Consider the following 20269-nt stretch of genomic DNA (forward strand, 5'->3'; position numbering starts at 1 on the left):
AAAGATGTGGTGATGTTCTTGAATAAAATCAAAATATTAAGTATATTTGGGACGAGACCAGAAGCTGTCAAGATGGCACCGCTGGTTAAAGAATTAGAAAGATACTCTGAAATAGAAAGCTACGTGTGTGTGACAGCTCAGCATAGAGAGATGCTTGATCAAGTGTTGGAAATATTTGATATAAAACCAGATTATGACTTAGATATTATGAAACAAAGGCAAACGTTAACTACAATAACCAGCGATGCGCTTAATGGATTAAATGAAGTTATCCTAGAACTTAAACCAGAAATTGTTCTGGTCCATGGTGACACTTCAACAACTTTTGCAGGAGCATTAGCAGCATTTTATAACAAAGTGCCTGTAGGTCATGTTGAAGCTGGACTTAGAACTTTTGATAAGTATTCACCATTTCCAGAGGAAATGAATAGAAAACTAACTGGGAGTATAGCTGAGATGCATTTTGCACCTACAAAAACAAATAAGTTAAATCTGTTAAGTGAAGGCATTAATAAGGATATTTATTTAACAGGCAATACTGTTATTGATGCAATCAAACATACTGTAAGAAAAGACTATAAATTTAAAAATAGAATACTTAAAAAAATTGATTTTAATTCAAGTAAATATATTGTTGTTACGGCTCATAGACGAGAAAATCTCGGAGAACCTTTAGAAAATATATGCAATGCTATCAAAAGATTAGCTGAAGATCATAGAGATGTATCATTTATTTATCCTGTTCATTTGAATCCAGCAGTTAGAGAAACTGTTAATTCGATTATTGGAAATAAGGAAAGAATTTATTTGATTGATCCAATTGATGTTCAAGACATGCATAACTTGATAGATAGAAGCTATATGGTTATGACGGACTCAGGAGGTTTACAAGAAGAAGCTCCAGCTTTAGGGAAACCAGTATTAGTTTTAAGGACAGAGACCGAAAGACCGGAGGCTTCTGAAGCTGGTACTGTTAAATTAGCTGGAATTATTGAAGATGATATCTATAATATGGCCAATGAGTTAATTGTAAATAAAGCAGAATATCAAAAAATGGCTAAAGCTATTAATCCATATGGAGATGGAAGAGCATCGGAGAGAATAGTGGCAGCGATACTTTATAGATTTGGATTAGGAGTTAAGTCGGAAGAGTTTTGCGAATATTAAATTCACAGCCGCTATTAAATGTTAAAATTAGAAATATTATATTAAAATATGATATAATAAACTTTATTGGAATATTGGATGGTGATATATTGAGAAAACTAAGTATTGTATTATGCTTATTATGGATGGGATTAATATTTTATAATTCTTCTAAACCTGGTTCATCGTCAAATTTGCGAAGTTATGAAATTGTTCAATCTATAAGAAACAATAAGAATACTTTGGAGGGTAAAAACGATTTAACTAAGGCGAAACCCAGCGTGTTACCTAAAAGTTTAAGAGATAAAAAAATAAACATACTTATTAGAAAAAATGCACATGCAATTGAGTATGGTATATTAGCAGTGATTATTGCAAATTTTTTATTTTTATTTGGACTTAAAGGACGGGATGCTTTATTTTGTATAATGTTTATATGTTTATTTTATGCAGTAACTGATGAATACCATCAAATGTTTGTTTTAGGTAGGGGATCATCAGTAAGCGATGTGTTAATAGACTTCGGAGGTTCTTTAATAGGCTTGGGATTTTTTTATCTAGCATATTATAAGATATATGCTAGATATTCGATTAAAAAAAACGCTCACTGAAGTTTTTTTATAGTATGGAACTCTAACCTATGGAACAATAGCTTCATATAAAACATGCAAAAAAGCACCTATAGATCAAGCACTTTTTTCAAAGTGTCTGTTCTATAGATACCAGTTTAGTGCGAGAAACTATCTTTCTAAGCTACTTCAATTTCATTAGTATCAGTAGTAACTACTTTAGCATCTTTCTTGCCTGTTAAGCTGCCACTCGCTGATGCAAAAATGTTCTTTGCAATAACTAAATCCATAAGAGCATTTACCTCAGCTTCTTTTATAGTTGGAACTCCCTCTTCGTCAGCTTTAATGTCATCTACGGTTAAAGTAAAATATTTGCCTTCTATTGATGTTAAAAATCTCATAACTAATTTATGCATATGTCTTTTCCTCCTTTTAATTATTTAATTTAATTTAACTCTAAATTTTAAGTTGAAAAACTATTCCATAACTAAGCTAAATTGGTCTTGTCTGTCTAGTGTAAATAATGGATAAGTTTTAATGTTAGATATAGCTTTTCCTATTGCAAAAATGTCCTCATCCTCTGCAGTAACTTTTAAATTACCTAGTGTTTTTGTTGCGAATTTGTCATTACCATCGATGTCGACCCCTACTTTCATAGTGAGTTTTAGTGCGCTTGATACCTTTGTGGATATAACTGCCATGTTGATCACTCCTTCCTTTTATTTTGCTTTCACTAAATATATATGCTGCACTGAAATTTTGTGCGGAGTTTTGAAAAATTTATATGGCAATCTATTATATGACACCACAATATCTTAAAGTTTGTTATGAACAGGGAGAGATTTTAGAGTAGAAGAAATAAAAAAATAAGAATACCAATCTATAATGGTACCCTTATTTTTCGTATTTTCCTATAACGGTGGATATAACTATAGTTAAATCTGCGATAGATTTATTGAGGTCCTCAATCTTCTTCTCAAATCTAACCAATAGGAATAGGTAAGGCTTTGAGATTATCTCCACCTTTTCCCCTCCTTCACACCGTGCATGAGATTTTCAAGCTCACACGGCGTTCCAACATTTTGTATTTTATTCTATTAAATAACTGAATTTCCTACTAACTTTCTTAGAGAATTAATGTATTTCAATCCTTTAGCATTCAAATCCAACTCATTCACATATTTATTAATTGTTTCCACTGTTGAACAGTGGACTAATTTATGTGCTTCATGACTTAACCACACTAGATTCTTATATTCATCTGTACCATTATCACTTTTCTGTTTTTTATGATGGCACTCCATGTTACCTATTATCAGTCTTTTACCCGTTACATAGCAATTACCCTTTTGTCCAATCATTAGGGATATACGATTATCATTAAACTCAACACTATTTTTAATATCTATATTTATCAAAAGATACTTAATAAGAGTATTAAATCCTTTTAGTTTACTATGTATTAGCTCCCTTCCTTTTGGGGTATAATTACAGATGCTCTGAGTAAGGCTTGTGGCATTTTTGGTCCTCACAAAACTTATAGGGAAGATTGTCACATCTCTAATTGAATGGGTTTTACCTTTGTAATCTCCATATAATTTTTCATAACTTTTGGATTTTTTATGCTTATTACTCATTAACCCTCTTAGTCTTATATTCAAGGTTTTTCTTACTAAGAAATTTATTTCACCAAAATCTATACTAACCCTCGTTGCTATTTTATAGTAGTTATGGATACCTAGTATTATTGCATTTAATTTACATACTTCTTTAGGTGTCGGTTTTTTCTGTATTTTTCTTATTTGCTTTTTTTAACTTATTTATAGTATTGATTTTTGCTTTATCACACATGTTACTTTGACAAACAAATTTCTTGTTCTTTGGTTTAACCATTAACTTAAAGCCTAAAAACTCTGTATGATTTTTTCTAAGATTGGTTATTTTAGATTTTTCCATACTTATGTCTAATCCTAATCTTTTTTTAAGCCATTTCTTAGTTGCAATAAAAATGATTTGTGCAGTTTTTATGTCCTTACAAAAAATCTTAAAATCATCCGCATATCTCACTAGCCAAAGTTCCTTTAGTTTAGTGGTTCTCATTGCCGTATATTTATGACTAACATCTATTTGACCGGATTTTCTATAACTTCTGTAGTCATGAGAAGTTTCAAATGTTTCCCATTGAGAACTTATCCACCAATCTAATTCATTCAACACAATATTGGATAGTAATGGACTAATAATCCCGCCTTGAGGCGTTCCTTTATATGGAATACCTATACCTTCTATCTTTGATTTAAGGATTTTTTCCACTATGCTTAATAAATTTTTATCTTGTATTCCCAAATTCCACATTTGCTTTTTTAATTTGCTATGATTAACATTATCAAAGAAACCGCTAATATCTATGTCAACCACATAATGTAGTTTACATTGGTTCATCAAGAACATACTTCTAGCTATCGCATGTTGGGTTGACCTATTCGGTCTAAATCCATAACTATGATTGTGGAATTTAACTTCGCATATTGGTTCTAATACTTGTTTTATACATTGCTGAATTATTCTATCATCAATACAAGGTATTCCTAGTGGTCTTGTTTTTCCATTAGCTTTTGGAATCTCAACTCTTCTTACACTCTTAGGTTGATAGTTATTGAACTTATCTTGAATATGTTTTACATATTTTTCTATACCCATATTCTTGATATAATCAATGTTTAGTTTATCAGTACCAGCAGTTATAGATCCTTTGTTTTTCTTAACGTTTCTATAGGCTAATAAAATATTTTGCTCAGATGCTATATATTGCATCAACTTAGTAAATTTTTTACCTTTACTACTATCTTCATATAAGCTATCGAATGTGTTTTGCATAGTGTAGTACTCATTATTTCTTAGTATCTGTCTTTTCTCTAGAATGCTTTCCTTCAAGTCTACTACTTCCTCCTTTGTATAAATACAAATTTAGGTTCATATCTATAGTGATAGGTAAATCTTTGAAGTTATCTCCAACTTTTCCCCCACCTCACACCGTACGTGAGAGTTTCCAGCTCATACGGCGTTCCAACAATTTGTTTTTATTTAATTAAATAACTGAATTTCCTACTTGCTTTCTTAGAGAATTAATTCGCTTTAACCCTTTTTCATCAAGGGACAATAAACCTAGATATTTTTCAATAGTTGTGGGTAGTGTGCAATGTATTAATTTATGTGCACTCATTTTTAACCATACAAGATTTTTATATTCATCCATTCCGCCTAATTGTTTAGGCATCTTGTGGTGACATTCCATATTTCCAATTTCTAGTGGCTCACCAGTAACGTAACACATGCCTTGTTGTCCTGCTATAAGTGAAATACTATTATCACTCAATTCAGTTGTCTGACTTTCGTGTACAGTGCTCAAATAGTATTTTATTAGTTTAATGCTACTACCTTTAAGTTGTACATGGATTGCCTTTCTTCCTTTTTCAGTATAATTGCATTTCACTTGATTAAAACATAATGCGACTTTAGTTCTACAACCATAGATTGGAAATATAGTCATTCCTTGTATCGTTCTTATTTTACCTTTATATTGACCGTATAACCGTTTATAGGTTTCCGAAAGTTTCGGTTTATCCGATATATAATTCCTTAATCGTATTTCTAAGGTTTTTGTAACTAAGAAGTTAATGTAACCAAAATTCTTTACAACATTGGTAGCACACCTGTAGTAGTTGTGACTTCCTAATATTATGGAGTTTAACTTTGATATTTCTTTTGCAATACATTTTTTTTGTGCTATTTTAATTTGTTCTTTTAACTTATTAATAGTCTTTTGAACAGATTTATCACACATTCTACTTTGACATACATACTTATTCTTTTTAGGTTTAACCATTAGTTTAAAACCTAAAAACTCTGTATAATTCTTTCTTAGATTAGTTATCTTAGATTTATCAGGACTAATTTCTAACCCTAATCTTTCTTCTAACCATTTTCTTGTAGCATTATAGATTTTTTGAGCAGTTTTAGCATCTCTGCAAAATATTTTAAAATCATCTGCATATCTTACGAACCAAATTTCTTTTAAATTAGTTTTCTTTTGGGCATTATATCTGTGTTCAGGTTTAGAGTATTTATGTTTTGTCACAAATGTTTCCCATTGAGAACTTATCCACCAATCAAGTTCATTTAATACCACATTGGCTAATAATGGACTAATTATGCCCCCTTGAGGCGTTCCTTTTGTCGGTATTCCAATTCCTTGTATTTCTGATTTAAGAATTTTACCAATGATGCTTATGAGGTTTTTATCTTGTATTCCCATATTCCATAGTTGCTTTTTTAGTTTACTATGGTTTACGTTATCAAAGAAGCCTTTTACATCTACATCTACAACGTAGTGTAATTTAGCTTGATTCATTAAACTCATACATCTTGCAATAGCATGTTCTGTTGACCTATTCGGTCTAAAACCATAACTATGTTTGTGAAATTTAGCTTCACATATTGGTTCAATTATTTGTTTAATACATTGTTGCATTATTCTATCATCTATACATGGTATTCCTAGAGGTCTAGTTTTACCATTTGGTTTTGGAATATCTACTCTGCGAACACTTTTGGGAAAATAATTTTTGAATTTATTTTGTATATATTTCACAAATTCATCATTATCCATTTCCTTAAAGAAATCTATATTAAGTTTATCCGTTCCAACTGTTGCTGAACCTTTATTTTTCTTAATATTTCTATATGCTAGTAAAATATTTTCTTTAGACGTTATATACTGCATCAAGTTTGTAAATTTATTTTTACTACAAGCTTTCTTATACAATTCGTCAAGTATTGGTTGCATTGCGTAATATTCATTATTTCTTAGTTTTTGCTTTTTCTCTAATTTTAAGCTTTCCTTCAAGTCTATTACTTCCTCCTTTGTTTGCACAATTTCGGTTTCATATCTCTTCTTCTTACTCGAACCTTGAAATTATTCAGTATTTAATTTTTAATCAACATTTTGTCTAGTGGCTATTGCTAGAACATCATTACAATATTCATCTTTGCTTTATGCCACCACTTTCGCTTGGATTAAGATAAGTTATACTTACGTTTTCCTTATCACTACTTCATTGGTAGTAAAACCTCCGTATTCCAAGTTTCCCTTGTTCCATTATTACTATCTTTACATATATCCTTAGGTAATCGGTATGAGCCTGTAAGCTTGATAATGCCTATAACATTATATGGACTTTCATAACTAAAAGTTTTACTTATCCACACTTACTACACTTATGTGTTATACTCATTTCTAAGTATCGTAAGTTAAGACCCTTACCTTCCCGATTTCGTCAGTTCCTTATGGAACATCCTAACCATAGATATTTTATAGACACTGGCTCTATCACTACTCGACCACCTCTGGTTCGCATTTCGTGTAGGGATTATTTTTCTTCTACTTACGGTAGCTCTCAAGCATTTTAACGAGCTTATAACATTTTACTATTTATTTAGCTAAACGCTATTCGTATACCTTTGTGAAGGCATTTCAAGGCGTTACCCTATCATTCTACCTATCGTAATAACAGTTCTAATTTCCAAGTTTTAATTGGCTGATTAGGCTAGTTTTGTAGTAAACCCACGCTTACTTTTGTCTAGCAACAAGTCGCACCTTAGTCTTACCCGAACCTTGAATTATTCAGTATTTAATTTTCAAATAACAAATTGTCTAGTGCCTATCCCTCCACCCCTTATTATCAAGGTTTTATCGGTACTGTGGCACCACTTTACTGAGATAAAAATAAGTTGTACAGCTTTATGCTGTTTTCCTTATTACTACTTCAAAGACGGTAAAATCTCCGTATTCTCAGCTTACCTTGTTCCATTATCATTATCTTTGCATATATCCTTAGGTCATTGGATTAAGCCTATAAGCTTGATAGTGCCTTTAACACTATAAGGATTTTCATAACCTATAATTTTACTAGTCCTCACTTATCCCACTGTAGTGGTATACCCAGTTATGAGTATTCATATTTTAGACCTGTACATTCCCAATTTTGTCAGATACTTAGTATCATACTAACCATAGATATTTTATAGACCCCCGGCCTATTTAGTACTCGACCACCTCTGGTTCGCTATTCCTCAACATCCTATCGGATTTGTTAGGGTACTATCTCAGCCGACTTCAACGAGCTTTTAACCCTTTAGTATTCACCTACTAAAACGCTAATCGTAGTTTTAGGGAGGCATTTCAAGGCGTTACCCTATCATTCTACCTATCATGATAATAGTTCTAATTTATTTCTAAATTAGGCTAGTTTTGTTCTGAACCCTCGCTCAGTATTGTCTAGCAACAAGTCGCACATAGATATATACTCACACTTATAGGGAAGCCAACTGTATTAACCAGTTTAATAAATGCATCATACATAGTGCATTACCTCCCTCACCGCTATAGATAATATATATGCTTTATCTAATTGTTTTCTATAGGTTTCTTAAATATATTTGTAAGCTTTTTCACCTCAGGTGATAATTTTACTATGCTACTTCAATTTCATTAGTATCAGTAGTAACTACTTTAGCATCTTTCTTGCCTGTTAAGCTGCCACTGGCTGATGCAAAAATGTTCTTTGCAATAACTAGATCCATAAGAGCATTTACCTCAGCTTCTTTTATAGTTGGCACTCCCTTTTCATCAGCTTTAATGTCATCTACGGTTAAAGTGAAATATTTACCTTCTATTGATGTTAAAAATCTCATAACTAATTTATGCATATGTCTTTTCCTCCTTTTAATTATTTAATTTAACTCTAAATTTTAAGTAGAAAAACTATTCCATAACTAAGCTAAATTGGTCTTGTCTGTCTAGTGTAAATAATGGATAAGTTTTAATGTTAGATATAGCTTTTCCTATTGCAAAAATGTCCTCATCCACTGCAGTAACTTTTAAATTACCTAGTGTTTTTGTTGCGAATTTGTCGTTACCATCGATATCAACCCCTACTTTCATAGTGAGTTTTAGTGCGCTTGATACCTTTGTAGATACAACTGCCATGTTGATCACTCCTTCCTTTTATTTTGTTTTCACTAAATATATATGCTGCCCTGAAATTTTGTGCGGAGTTTTGAAAATTTATATAAAAGAGCTAAGAAAGGACAAGGTAACAACGGTTTAGGATGAATCTATAAGAGAGCTAATAAGAATGCTAGGATTTTATTAAAAGTCTTAGAATTCTTGTTTTATTGTGAAAATAGTGGGGAAAACAGTGTGAATTTTATGGTATAATCAATTATGTGGTTAAATTACATTTAAATGTATAAAATTGTATGTTAATAGCGGATTTAATCATATAAAAGAAATGCTAATAAATTAACCGTTTTTTTACAAGATATAAAGTGAAAGGATTATAAAATAATGTATAAAGTCGATAGATGTAATATGGGAAACCATTGATATATAACACTTTAAAGGTGATTGTATTTTTCAAAAACTGTAAAATAAGTAATGATTTGATGTATTTCGGAGTATGCGAACAGTAAATCAATGAAGTGGTGAGTTTAAAATTTGACATAAAACTTACAAAGTTATACAATAAGACACGGACATTTTGTAGAAATTGGAAGAATTCTAATTGGCAATTTGCGTGTTATTTGGGGAGATAGAAATTTTGGGAAAATAAAATGGGGGTGGGAACATAAATGCAAGAATTAGAAAGAAATTCAAAAGTTACACAGGCGGAGATTGTCCGCGAGTATGACAAAAACATAGGATATTTTATAATTAAAAGAATAATTGATATTATAGGTGCTTTATGTGGGGTAATACTTCTAAGCCCGGTGATGATTATTGTTGGCATTTGGATAAAACTCGATTCAAAGGGACCTATTTTTTTTGCTCAGGATAGAGTTGGACAAGATGGTACGCAATTTAAAATGTATAAGTTTAGATCTATGTGCATGGATGCAGAATGTCTTTTGGAGAAGCTCAAAACAAAAAATGAAATGTCAGGACCTATGTTTAAGATGAAAGAAGATCCAAGAGTAACTAAAATAGGAAGCTTTATAAGAAAGACAAGTATAGATGAGTTACCTCAGCTATTTAATATATTAAAGGGAGACATGTCACTTGTTGGACCAAGACCAAGCCTGCCAAAAGAAGTTACACAGTTTACATCTTTCCAAAAACTAAGGTTAATTGCAAAGCCAGGGTTAACCTGCTATTGGCAGGTTAGGGGTAGAAGTGATATTAGCTTTAAAGAGTGGATGGAAATGGATGTTGAGTATATAGAAGAAAGAAATACATGGATAGATATAAGTCTTATCTTCAAAACGGTGGGAGTGCTGTTTGGGGATGAGGGGGCAAGGTAATTAAAAAATTAGTAATTAAAAATAAAGATTAAGTAAGGGGGATGAACAATATGAAAGGTATTATTTTAGCTGGCGGATCAGGAACAAGACTGTATCCTGTAACTAAATCAGTATCAAAACAGATATTGCCTGTATATGATAAACCGATGATATACTATCCATTATCAGTTTTAATGCTTGCGGGGATTAAGGATATATTAATAATATCAACTCCAAGAGATACTGCAGGTTTTGAAGAGCTATTAGGTAATGGAAGTCAAATAGGGATTAATATACAATATGCAATTCAAAAAGAGCCAAGAGGACTTGCAGAAGCGTTTATAATAGGAGAAGAATTTATAGGAACTGATAAAGTAGCTTTAGTACTTGGGGATAATATATTCTATGGATATGGTTTTTCAGAAAGACTTAAAAAAGCTGTTGAAAGAGAAGAAGCTACTATATTTGGATACCACGTAAGTAACCCAAAGGAATTTGGAGTAGTTGAATTCGATGAAAACAATAATGTTATATCTATAGAAGAAAAACCACAGAAGCCAAAGTCGAATTATGCTGTGCCAGGGCTGTATTTCTACGACAATGATGTAGTGGAAATAGCTAAGGGCGTTAAGCCATCAGGCAGAGGAGAAATTGAAATAACAGCAGTGAACAATGAATATTTAAAAAGAGGAAAATTAAAGGTGGAATTATTCGGAAGAGGAATGGCTTGGCTGGACACAGGGACACATAGATCATTATTAGATGCAGCAAATTTTGTTGAAGCTATTCAAACAAGACAAGGTCTATATGTAGCATGTATTGAAGAAATCGCTTATAGAAAAGGATATATTAATGAAGAACAATTGGAGGAACTAGCTGAGCCACTTATGAAAACTGAATATGGACAATATTTATATAATATAATTGATTCAGAAAAAGATAGTATGTCATCGAAACAAGTTGCAGCAACATTGGAAGGGGAATAAAGAGATGAAGACTTATTTAGTTACTGGTGGAGCTGGATTTATCGGTTCAAATTTTGTAATATGTATGTTAAATAAATACTCAAATATAAAAATAATAAATTTAGATAAACTTACATACGCGGGAAACCTAGAAAGTTTAAAAAGTATTGAAACCAACCCAAATTATATATTTATTCAAGGAGATATATGTGATAAGGACATAGTGAATGATTTATTTGGAAAATATGATATAGATTATGTAGTGCATTTTGCAGCAGAGTCTCATGTTGATAGAAGTATAAAAGAACCAGAACTATTTGCTATGACTAATATAATAGGTACAGTAAATCTTTTAAATGCAGCTAAGAATGTATGGGAGACAAAGGAAGGCTGGATACAAGGAAAAAAATATCTTCAAGTATCCACAGATGAAGTATATGGATCACTAGGAGATACAGGATATTTTATGGAAACAACACCATTAGATCCTCATAGCCCATATTCATCAAGTAAAACAGGTGCTGATTTAATGGTCAAAGCATACGCGGATACATTTAAAATGCCAATTAATATAACTAGATGTTCAAATAACTATGGTTCATACCAATTTCCAGAGAAACTAATACCACTTTTAATTAACAATTGTTTAAATCATAAAGATTTACCAGTGTACGGTGAAGGATTAAACGTAAGAGATTGGTTATACGTTGAAGATCATTGCAAAGCAATAGATATGGTTATTAATAATGGAAGACTTGGAGAAGTTTATAACGTTGGTGGACATAATGAGAGAACAAATATGCAGATAGTTAAAACAGTTATAAAATATATAAATGAAAATGTAGATGGTGAAGTAACTGAGAACTTAATAAAACATGTAGAGGATAGAAAAGGTCATGACATGCGGTATGGAATAGATCCGACTAAAATAAAAGAAGAATTAGGGTGGTATCCAGAAACTACATTTGAAGTTGGAATAGAAAAAACTATAAAGTGGTATTTGGATAATACTTCATGGATGAATAATATTACATCTGGAGATTATCAGAAATATTATAATGAAATGTATTTAAAAAAATAGGAGGTAATGTACATGGGTAAATTTAAATTTGAGAAAACCTCCATTGAAGGAGTGTATAATATAGAGCCAATGGTTTTCGGTGACCAAAGGGGTTATTTTATGGAAACTTATAACTATGAAGAATTCAAGGAAGCTGGACTTGATATGGTTTTTGTTCAAGATAACCAGTCTAAATCAAAGAAAGGGGTTCTTAGAGGGTTACACTTTCAAACTCAGTATTCACAAGGAAAACTTGTACGAGTTATAAAAGGTGAAGTTTTTGATGTGGCAGTAGATGTAAGAGCTAATTCAAAAACCTATGGCCAATGGGTTTCAGCATTATTGACAGAAGAGAATAAAAAACAGTTTTATGTTCCAGAAGGTTTTGCTCATGGATTCTTAGTATTATCTGAGTCAGCAGAGTTCGTGTACAAATGTACTCAACTTTATCACCCAGAATTTGAAGGATCTATTGCTTGGAATGATTTAGACATTAATATAAAATGGCCACTGGATGGCATAGATGAAGTGTTACTTTCTGATAAAGATAAGTTAGCGAAAACACTAAAGGAATGTAAAATAAAGATTTAAAGTAAGTGTGAAAGAGGAGATAAACATGAAAATTGTAGTAGCAGGAACAGGATATGTTGGATTAGTTACAGGTGTGTGTTTATCACATTTAGGCTTAAATGTAACATGTGTTGATACAAATAAAGAGAAGATAGAATTAATGAAGCAAGGCACATCTCCAATATATGAACCCGGATTAGAGGAACTACTTAAAAAAAATTATGAAGAAGGCAGATTGAAATTTACGACTGATTATAAATCGGCATATAAAGAGGCAGATGTAGTCTTTATTGGAGTAGGCACCCCAGAAAGAGAGGATGGTTCCGCTAACTTGGATTATGTATATGCTGTTGCAGAGCAAATAGCGCAAAATGTAGAGAAGGATTGTTTGGTTGTTGTTAAGTCTACAGTTCCAATAGGAACTAATGATAAAATAGAAGAATTTTTAGAGGAACATTTGAGAAATGATGTTCACATAGAAGTTGCTTCTAATCCAGAGTTTTTAGCTCAAGGGACAGCAGTTAAAGATACACTGTATGCTAATAGAATAGTAATAGGTGTTGAATCAGATGTGGCTAGGGATACTTTGAAAGAAGTGTATAAGAGATATAATCAACCTATAATTGTGACCAATAGAAGAAGTGCAGAAATGATAAAGTATGCATCAAATGACTTTCTAGCATTAAAGATATCATTTGTAAATGAAATAGCAAATTTCTGCGAAATTGTTGGTGCAGATATAGAGGATGTAACAAAAGGGATGTCTTATGACCCAAGAATAGGGGATAAATTCTTAAATGCAGGACTTGGGTATGGAGGATCTTGTTTTCCAAAAGACACAAAGGCACTTCATTGGTTAGCTAATGATAATGAATATGAGTTAAAAACTATAAAGGCAACAATAGAGGTAAATGAAAATCAAAAATACAAGTTATTTAGAAAAGCTAAACAAAGATTTGGAAGCTTAAAAGGAATGAAAGTGGCAGTTTTAGGGCTAACATTTAAACCTGGAACAGATGATTTGAGGGAAGCACCATCTATACCTAATATAAGAAGACTATTGGAAGAAGGCGCAGAAATTGTGGCATATGATCCAGTAGGAGAAGAAAACTTTAAAAAACTATTTCCAACTGAAATCACATATGTAAAAACTCCAGAAGATACTTTAAAAGATGCAGACGTAGCATTTATATTTACAGAATGGAATGAAATTAAATCTTTAGATTTAAATATATATGTAGAATTAATGAATACTCCAGTGATATTTGATGGCAGAAACTGTTACAAAATATCAGATGTAGAAAAAGGACAAATAGAGTATCATTCAATAGGGAGAAAAGAAATATTAAATTTGAATAATACTGCATTAGAAGAGGTTGCAGCTGGTTATAGAAGTTAGGGAGTTGAATCTAAATATGAAAAAAATATGTTTTGCTGCATCTTCAGGTGGTCATTTTGAACAATTGATGATGCTTAAGCCACTTATGGGAAAATACGAAAGCTTTATACTAACGGAAGAAACCCAATATGCCACTTCAAAAGATGAAATAGAACAATACTATTTAAAACAAATTAATCGTAAAGAATTTAATATGATATTTAAGTTTATTGTAAACACAATATTATCTCTAATAATATTCATTAAAAAGAGACCAGATATAGTTGTATCAACTGGTGTATTAGCCACTATACCAATGTGTATGATAGCAAAAATATTTGGGAAAAAGCTTATATATATAGAGTCATTTGCAAAGATAAACTCACCTACATTAACAGGAAAACTACTTTATAAGTATGCAGATCAGTTTTATATACAGTGGGAAGAGTTAAGAGCGTTTTATCCAAATGCTATATATAAGGGGGGTATATATTGATATTTATAACATTGGGTTCGCAGAAGTTTCAATTCAATAGATTATTAATAGAAGTAGATAGATTAGTAGAGCAAGGCGATATAACTGAAGAAGTATTTGCACAAATAGGATATAGTGATTACAAACCCAAAAACTATAAATTTAAGGAGTTTCTAGATAGGGATGAATTTCCGGACTATATGGAAAAGAGTGATATAGTAATAACGCATGGAGGTACAGGAGCAATTATAGGTGCGGTAAAGAAAAATAAGAAAGTGATAGCTGTACCAAGGTTAAAAGAATATGACGAACATGTTGATAATCATCAAGAAGAAATTATAAGTGAATTTGTTGAAATGAATTATATAATTGGGATATCTGATATAAAAGAATTAGATTGCACACTTAATAAAATAAATAAATGTAAGTTTAACAATTATAAATCTAATACTAAAAACATCTTAGAATCAATTGAAAGTTTTATTAAAAGCGAGTGTCAATATTGATAAGAGTAAAAATTACAGTTTTATAAATTCATTAAAAATACTATATATAAAAATGACATATTATCTTCCTAATAACCTAGTAACTCATTAGATTAGTTTAGAGCAGAAAAGAAAATTTTAAATTTAAAATATCCGAAAACTTATTGAGGAAAAGAAATTGATTTTAACGAATGGTCTAATAGATTTAAGCTTATATGAATAGTACTTTAATATAAAAATGTATTAATAAGCTGGTATGGTTTATTATTGTATTTGAGGAGCGGTAGATAAAAATGAATCAAATAAGAGTGTTAGTTGTTACCACGACATACTTAGGGTATGATGGAATTACGAGCGTAATTATGAATTATTATCGTAATATTGATAGGTCAAAAGTTCAATTTGATTTTGCGTTAGGACATGGAGCCGAAGAGTGGGTGAAGGAAGAAATTGAAAAACTAGGAGGCGAAATCTATGAGCTTCCTTCAAGAAAAAAGAAAACTTTTAGATATATTAAAGAATTAAAAAGACTAATTGATAAAAATAATTACAAAATTGTCCACGCACATGGAAATAGTGGAACCTTATACTTTGATATACACGCTGCTAAGTGTGCTAAAGTACCAGTAAGAATAGCGCATTGCCATAACAGTACTTGTAACAATAAAGTAGTTCATTATTTATTAAAATTATTTTTAAATAATGAAACCACAATTGCTTTGGCATGTTCTAAGTTAGCTGGAGATTGGCTTTACAATAAGCCATACACAATACTTAATAACGGTATACAAATTGAAAAATTCATATTTAATAATTCTATTAGAGAAGAGTATAGGAAAAAACTTGGGATTACAGACAATTTTGTATTAGGACATATAGGACATTTTTCATATCAAAAAAACCATGAGTTTTTATTGGATGTTTTTTTTGAAGTACATAAAATGAATCCAAAGGCTAAATTAATGCTTGTTGGAGATGGTAATTTGCGTGCGGATATTGATAAGAAAATTAATGACTTGGGACTAGATAAGGATGTATTGATATTAGGGAAAAGGAAGGATGTTTCACAACTTATACATGCAATGGATGTATTTGTATTTCCATCTAGATTTGAGGGGTTGCCAGTTGTGTTAGTTGAAGTGCAAGCTTCAGGGCTGCATTGTATTGTAGCAGATACTGTGACACAGGAAGCTCAAATTACAGGGAAAGTGGAATATATTTCACTAGATAAAACTCCATTATATTGGGCGGAACAAATAATAAAATATAAAGACACTTATAAAAGAGATAATGCGTGTGAAGTATTTTTAGAATCAGAGTACAACATAGAAAATGAGGCTAAAAGATTGCAGGAGATTTATTTGTTAAATTCGGGTAGGTAATTGTTTTAAAATGGGGGGCGACTAATGTCTAAAATTATAGAAGATATACAAGCATGTTCAAAGGGATCTAAAGTTAAATTTATTAAAACAATCTTTCTTAATAGTAATTTCCATTGTGTTTTACTATATCGAATTTCCCATTTTTTATATAAAATCCATATCCCGATTATTCCTCCAATAATCAAATTTATTAATAAGGTTATTTATAGTGTAGATATTGATTATCGGGCAGATTTAGCAGGTGGGTTTGTATTAATACATGGAATAGGAGTAGTTATAGGTGCAGCTGTTAAAACATTAGGTCCTGTTAAGGTATACCAAGGTGTTACTCTGGGAGGAAACAATTTCAAGGAAAGAATTATAAATGGTGAACTAATAGTACAGCCATTAATTTATGGGAATGTCATACTATATGCCAATGCATGTGTTTTCGGACCAGTAATTGTGGGAAAAAACACTATAATTGGGGCTGGAACAATAATTAAAAAAGATGTTCCACCTAATATGAAAGTATTTAGTAAACAAGAGATTTTGACTATTTCTTTAGATAAAGAAATGCGTGGTATGAAAAATACAGATTGATTTATCAGAAGAAAAATAATCACAATATAAAAATTAAGGTGAGTGAGTTTGATGAATAGTATTACGATTTTATTATCGACGTATAATGGTGAGGAATTTCTTGAAGAGCAATTAAATAGCATCGCTAATCAGACTTTTGCAGGTAAAATTAAATTATTGGTACGAGATGATGGCTCATCAGATTCAACATTGAGTATTTTAAAAAAATGGAAGTGCAAATTATCCTTAACAATAATTAAAGGTGCAAATAAGGGGGTTGTAAAAAGTTTTTCGGAATTAATTTCAATTGCTCCTGAATCTGATTATTATGCATTTTGTGATCAAGATGATATATGGAATAAAGATAAAATTGAAAGTGCAGTTAATTCTTTAGAAAAGCAAAAATCACAATTAAGCCCTTTGCTTTATTTCTCAAATGCTCTAGTAGTAGATGAAAATTTAAAATCTTTAAATTATAATGTACATACTAAAGTTCCCGGTGTTTGCTTATCAAAAGTAATGGTATGCAATCCATCATTAGGGTGTACTATGGTGTTTAATAGACCAGCACTGGATGCGATTAGAGAAGCTAATATAACTAAGTCACCTATGCACGATAAAACAATGTTAATTATTTGTATTTTAACAGGGAATGTTGTTTATGACCATACATCTAGAATGTTGTACCGACAGCATAGAAATAATGTTATGGGGCGCCAAAATGGTTTTACAAAACGAATGAAACAAGCATTTAGATTATGGGTTAAAGCTGATGGTTGCTCGATGGCTGGATATGCTGAAGAAATTTTGAAGAATATGTGTGGATTAATTGAGCAAGATGATAGAAAAATATTAGAGGATTTTGCAAATTATAAAAAAGATTGGAGATGTAGATTTAAGCTCATTTTTAGCTCTTCAACTGTTACCGAAAAGCGTAATATAAATCGTTCGTTTAAAATTCGTGTTTTGCTAGGTTTGGCATAACATATAGACAAGCGAAATAAAGTCAACCATAAATTTTTAAAAGTAGTTATTTTTTATAGTACAACAAAAAGACTATTTCAAAATACGTACAATGGGGAATTTAGAAAATCTTAACTGGTAAGCTTCTTGGTAGTATTTGAGTAAAACAGGGGTTATAGGCTCTCCATTTCTTTTGCTTCTTATAGATACTAAAGCAACTGAATAGGGTGCTTTTCTACCAAAACGAGTTACACGGTTAGACATTTTAACTCTGTCGCCTTTGAATTTTCCAGATTCATTGACCGCTGGATCAACACCAAAGAAAGCGACAAGTTGATTAGGCTATAATAATTTATTAATATCACCGATCTCAGTAGATATGGTTAAAGCTGTGATATATCCAATGCCTCCGAGAGACATTAATAACTCAACATCTTCATTACCGTAGGTGGAAGAGCATCGCTGACAATGAAATTTTTAATTTCATTGTCAATAGCTACATATAGTGATATACAAGTTGTTATAGATATTGAAAGGCTTTCTAAACTGGATTCCGATGGGACAAAGGATTGAAGTGAAAGAAAATACTGAATCAACATAAATCTAATAACTGTACTATTTAAATATTTATAATAAATATCTCCTTTTATTAAAATTGAGGTAGAGTAGAGAGGCCGCTTCTATCAGTTAGTTTGCAACCTTGCTAGTGACACGGGTAATTTCAAGACAGGAAACGCAACCAGCTAAAACACAAAATACTCACTGATGGGACGATACGATATTTTATGAGTAGGTAAAAAAATACCTCTCAGGAGGAAAACATCTATCTTCTCTATTCATGAGATATTATAGCATTGTAAAATAGCAATGGTAGGTTTCCAAATGGAATCTAAGGAATAAAAAATCAAAAGCAAAGGTAAGCATGAAAATAAGGAATGAATAAAAATAAAATTAACGTTAACAAAGATAAGTAAAGAATTTATTCGTTATATTTATGAGTGTTTTCTTATTAAACTTATAACTAGATTATACAAGGGGAGATAAAGGTGGATAAAGGTGAATACATAATTGCAATTTCACACTCGAATTATTTAATTAAACCAACTGGCACAGAAAAGGCTATGCGAGAAATAGCTGATGTGCTGATAGAGAAAGATATTCACATGCTACAAATATTTTCTTTTTTTAATAAACTAACAAGGATGGTAAAAAGAAAACAATATATTGGTGTTAATTTTGATGAAAAATTTATGGGGATTTATTGTCTTGATGACCTACCTAATATTTTGTATAAACTAAATTTAGAACAAGGTATGAGGCCGATTGGAGTGCATATACATCATTTATTAAATTATATTTTAGAGGATTTAGGGGTTATGCTTAATAAACTTAATTTACCAAGTACAATTTTTATACATGATTATTATACAATATGTAAGAGTGTAAATTTAATAGATAGCACCGGTGAATTTTGTGGCTTTAACTTTCCTAGTTATGAAAAATGTAAGTATTGTAAAAAATATTGTGTTTCAAAAGATCATATTTCCTCACTGAAGAATTTTTTGAACAAAATTTGGGAGCATACTGCTTCAATTGTTATTCCATCCCAATATGTATATGCCAACTGGATAGCGTTATATCCAGAATATATAGATAAAGCACTAGTAAGGAGTCATATGCTATATCAAGGCGAATACGAGTACAAAAGACAATGCAATGATTCCCAAAAGATTAGGGTTGCATTTATTGGAGGGCAACTTATTAATAAGGGATATATACAGTGGAAGCATTTTGTTAAAGAATTAGGAACTCTTACTGAGGATTATAACTTTTATTATTTAGGTACAGGCGAAGAAAAGTTAGAAAATGTAACTAATGTAAGCATTTCAACCATTGAAAATGGTAGTAATGCAATGGTAGATGCACTTAGGTACTATGAGATTGATTATGTAGTGCTATGGTCAATTTGTGCTGAGACATATAGCTATGTGTATTTTGAAGCATCGATGGCAGGGACATGTATAATTACTAATCCTAACAGTGGTAATATTGCGACGATGATAACGGAAAAAGGTAATGGGGTTATTTTTAATTCAATTGATAATGTAATAGCGTCTTTTGTAGAAATTAATAAGACAAAGCAGCACTTGATTAATTTCAAGTTAGGAAATAAATTTAAACCCTTATATTCTTCAAAGAATCCTAGTTTAAAGGGTTTAGTATTTGAACACGAAAATTCGTTTAAAGTAGCTTTTGGAAATAAGAACCCTGCGAAAAAGCATTTTGCTACGTATATTTATATAAAAAAGAATCCGAAAGTGCAGAAGGAACAAAGGAATGTAAATAAAGGTTAGGATGTTTTTATAATATTTAAT

Annotated in this window: 19 protein-coding genes and 2 pseudogenes; 13 read left to right on the forward strand and 8 right to left on the reverse strand. The window is 31.1% G+C overall.

The window, feature by feature from the left end; translation table 11 throughout:
* The first annotated feature begins 18 nt into the window (after nt 1-18).
* Together wecB and KTC94_RS13350 are read left to right on the forward strand one after the other, a co-directional pair.
* Nucleotides 19-1167 (forward strand): non-hydrolyzing UDP-N-acetylglucosamine 2-epimerase, encoded by a 1149-nt coding sequence (wecB, locus tag KTC94_RS13345; protein WP_290441251.1) that lies wholly within the window; start codon nt 19-21, stop codon nt 1165-1167.
* Nucleotides 1155-1757 (forward strand): VanZ family protein, encoded by a 603-nt coding sequence (locus KTC94_RS13350; protein ID WP_258876408.1) that lies wholly within the window; start codon nt 1155-1157, stop codon nt 1755-1757. Before wecB ends, KTC94_RS13350 begins: the two co-directional genes overlap by 13 nt.
* A gap of 137 nt (nt 1758-1894) precedes the next feature.
* On the opposite strand, the gene KTC94_RS13355 is transcribed toward KTC94_RS13350, so the two are convergent.
* The 7 genes and pseudogenes from KTC94_RS13355 to KTC94_RS13385 form a co-directional block, all read right to left on the reverse strand.
* The gene (locus KTC94_RS13355) at nt 1895-2131 is read right to left on the reverse strand and encodes a DUF2922 domain-containing protein (protein ID WP_165413849.1); all 237 of its coding nucleotides are present in this window, start codon (nt 2129-2131) and stop codon (nt 1895-1897) included.
* Nucleotides 2132-2191: 60 nt separating this feature from the next.
* Nucleotides 2192-2416 carry a DUF1659 domain-containing protein gene (locus tag KTC94_RS13360; protein WP_220319831.1) on the reverse strand — a complete coding sequence of 75 codons (225 nt, stop codon included), beginning with the start codon at nt 2414-2416 and terminating at the stop codon, nt 2192-2194.
* A gap of 193 nt (nt 2417-2609) precedes the next feature.
* Nucleotides 2610-2738, reverse strand: coding sequence for a YvrJ family protein (locus KTC94_RS13365; protein WP_216304430.1), 129 nt, complete (start codon nt 2736-2738; stop codon nt 2610-2612).
* A gap of 74 nt (nt 2739-2812) precedes the next feature.
* Nucleotides 2813-4592: pseudogene (ltrA, locus tag KTC94_RS13370) on the reverse strand (group II intron reverse transcriptase/maturase).
* 211 nt (nt 4593-4803) lie between these two features.
* The gene (gene ltrA, locus KTC94_RS13375) at nt 4804-6621 is read right to left on the reverse strand and encodes a group II intron reverse transcriptase/maturase (RefSeq protein WP_258876409.1); all 1818 of its coding nucleotides are present in this window, start codon (nt 6619-6621) and stop codon (nt 4804-4806) included.
* A 1625-nt stretch (nt 6622-8246) separates the two neighbouring features.
* The gene (locus KTC94_RS13380; protein WP_220319832.1) at nt 8247-8483 is read right to left on the reverse strand and encodes a DUF2922 domain-containing protein; all 237 of its coding nucleotides are present in this window, start codon (nt 8481-8483) and stop codon (nt 8247-8249) included.
* A 55-nt stretch (nt 8484-8538) separates the two neighbouring features.
* Complete coding sequence (locus KTC94_RS13385; RefSeq protein WP_216303881.1) at nt 8539-8763, reverse strand: DUF1659 domain-containing protein; 225 nt, start codon at nt 8761-8763, stop codon at nt 8539-8541.
* Nucleotides 8764-9407: 644 nt separating this feature from the next.
* Here KTC94_RS13385 and KTC94_RS13390 point away from each other — a divergent pair.
* The 10 genes from KTC94_RS13390 (at nt 9408) to KTC94_RS13435 (ending at nt 17915) form a co-directional block, all read left to right on the forward strand.
* Nucleotides 9408-10076, forward strand: coding sequence for a sugar transferase (locus KTC94_RS13390; protein ID WP_220319833.1), 669 nt, complete (start codon nt 9408-9410; stop codon nt 10074-10076).
* Between the two features lie 50 nt (nt 10077-10126).
* A complete protein-coding gene (gene rfbA, locus KTC94_RS13395) occupies nt 10127-11041 on the forward strand; it encodes a glucose-1-phosphate thymidylyltransferase RfbA (RefSeq protein WP_220319834.1) in 915 nt (304 codons plus the stop codon).
* A gap of 4 nt (nt 11042-11045) precedes the next feature.
* Entirely contained in the window at nt 11046-12101 is a 1056-nt protein-coding gene (rfbB, locus tag KTC94_RS13400; protein ID WP_220319835.1) for a dTDP-glucose 4,6-dehydratase, read from the forward strand.
* 12 nt (nt 12102-12113) lie between these two features.
* Nucleotides 12114-12671 carry a dTDP-4-dehydrorhamnose 3,5-epimerase gene (gene rfbC / locus KTC94_RS13405; protein WP_220319836.1) on the forward strand — a complete coding sequence of 186 codons (558 nt, stop codon included), beginning with the start codon at nt 12114-12116 and terminating at the stop codon, nt 12669-12671.
* Nucleotides 12672-12696: 25 nt separating this feature from the next.
* Complete coding sequence (locus KTC94_RS13410; RefSeq protein WP_220319837.1) at nt 12697-14049, forward strand: UDP-glucose/GDP-mannose dehydrogenase family protein; 1353 nt, start codon at nt 12697-12699, stop codon at nt 14047-14049.
* A 16-nt stretch (nt 14050-14065) separates the two neighbouring features.
* Nucleotides 14066-14524 (forward strand): PssD/Cps14F family polysaccharide biosynthesis glycosyltransferase, encoded by a 459-nt coding sequence (pssD, locus tag KTC94_RS13415; RefSeq protein ID WP_220319838.1) that lies wholly within the window; start codon nt 14066-14068, stop codon nt 14522-14524.
* Nucleotides 14521-15009 (forward strand): PssE/Cps14G family polysaccharide biosynthesis glycosyltransferase, encoded by a 489-nt coding sequence (gene pssE, locus KTC94_RS13420; RefSeq protein ID WP_220319839.1) that lies wholly within the window; start codon nt 14521-14523, stop codon nt 15007-15009. The genes pssD and pssE overlap by 4 nt, the downstream gene beginning before the upstream one ends.
* Nucleotides 15010-15281: 272 nt before the next feature.
* Entirely contained in the window at nt 15282-16370 is a 1089-nt protein-coding gene (locus KTC94_RS13425; protein WP_220319840.1) for a glycosyltransferase family 1 protein, read from the forward strand.
* A gap of 24 nt (nt 16371-16394) precedes the next feature.
* Nucleotides 16395-16952, forward strand: coding sequence for a serine O-acetyltransferase (locus tag KTC94_RS13430; RefSeq protein ID WP_165413864.1), 558 nt, complete (start codon nt 16395-16397; stop codon nt 16950-16952).
* 51 nt (nt 16953-17003) lie between these two features.
* Complete coding sequence (locus KTC94_RS13435) at nt 17004-17915, forward strand: glycosyltransferase family 2 protein (RefSeq protein ID WP_220319841.1); 912 nt, start codon at nt 17004-17006, stop codon at nt 17913-17915.
* Nucleotides 17916-17987: 72 nt separating this feature from the next.
* Here the strand turns inward: KTC94_RS13435 and KTC94_RS17795 are convergent.
* Nucleotides 17988-18221, reverse strand: a pseudogene (locus KTC94_RS17795) (transposase); the annotation flags it as partial.
* A gap of 719 nt (nt 18222-18940) precedes the next feature.
* Between KTC94_RS17795 and KTC94_RS13440 the strand changes: the two are divergent.
* Nucleotides 18941-20248: a hypothetical protein gene (locus KTC94_RS13440; protein WP_220319842.1), complete on the forward strand. Its 1308-nt coding sequence runs from the start codon at nt 18941-18943 to the stop codon at nt 20246-20248.
* The last annotated feature ends 21 nt before the right edge of the window (nt 20249-20269 follow it).

Source organism: Clostridium sp. CM028 (assembly GCF_030585565.1).
Classification (GTDB): domain Bacteria; phylum Bacillota; class Clostridia; order Clostridiales; family Clostridiaceae; genus Clostridium_AD; species Clostridium_AD estertheticum_B.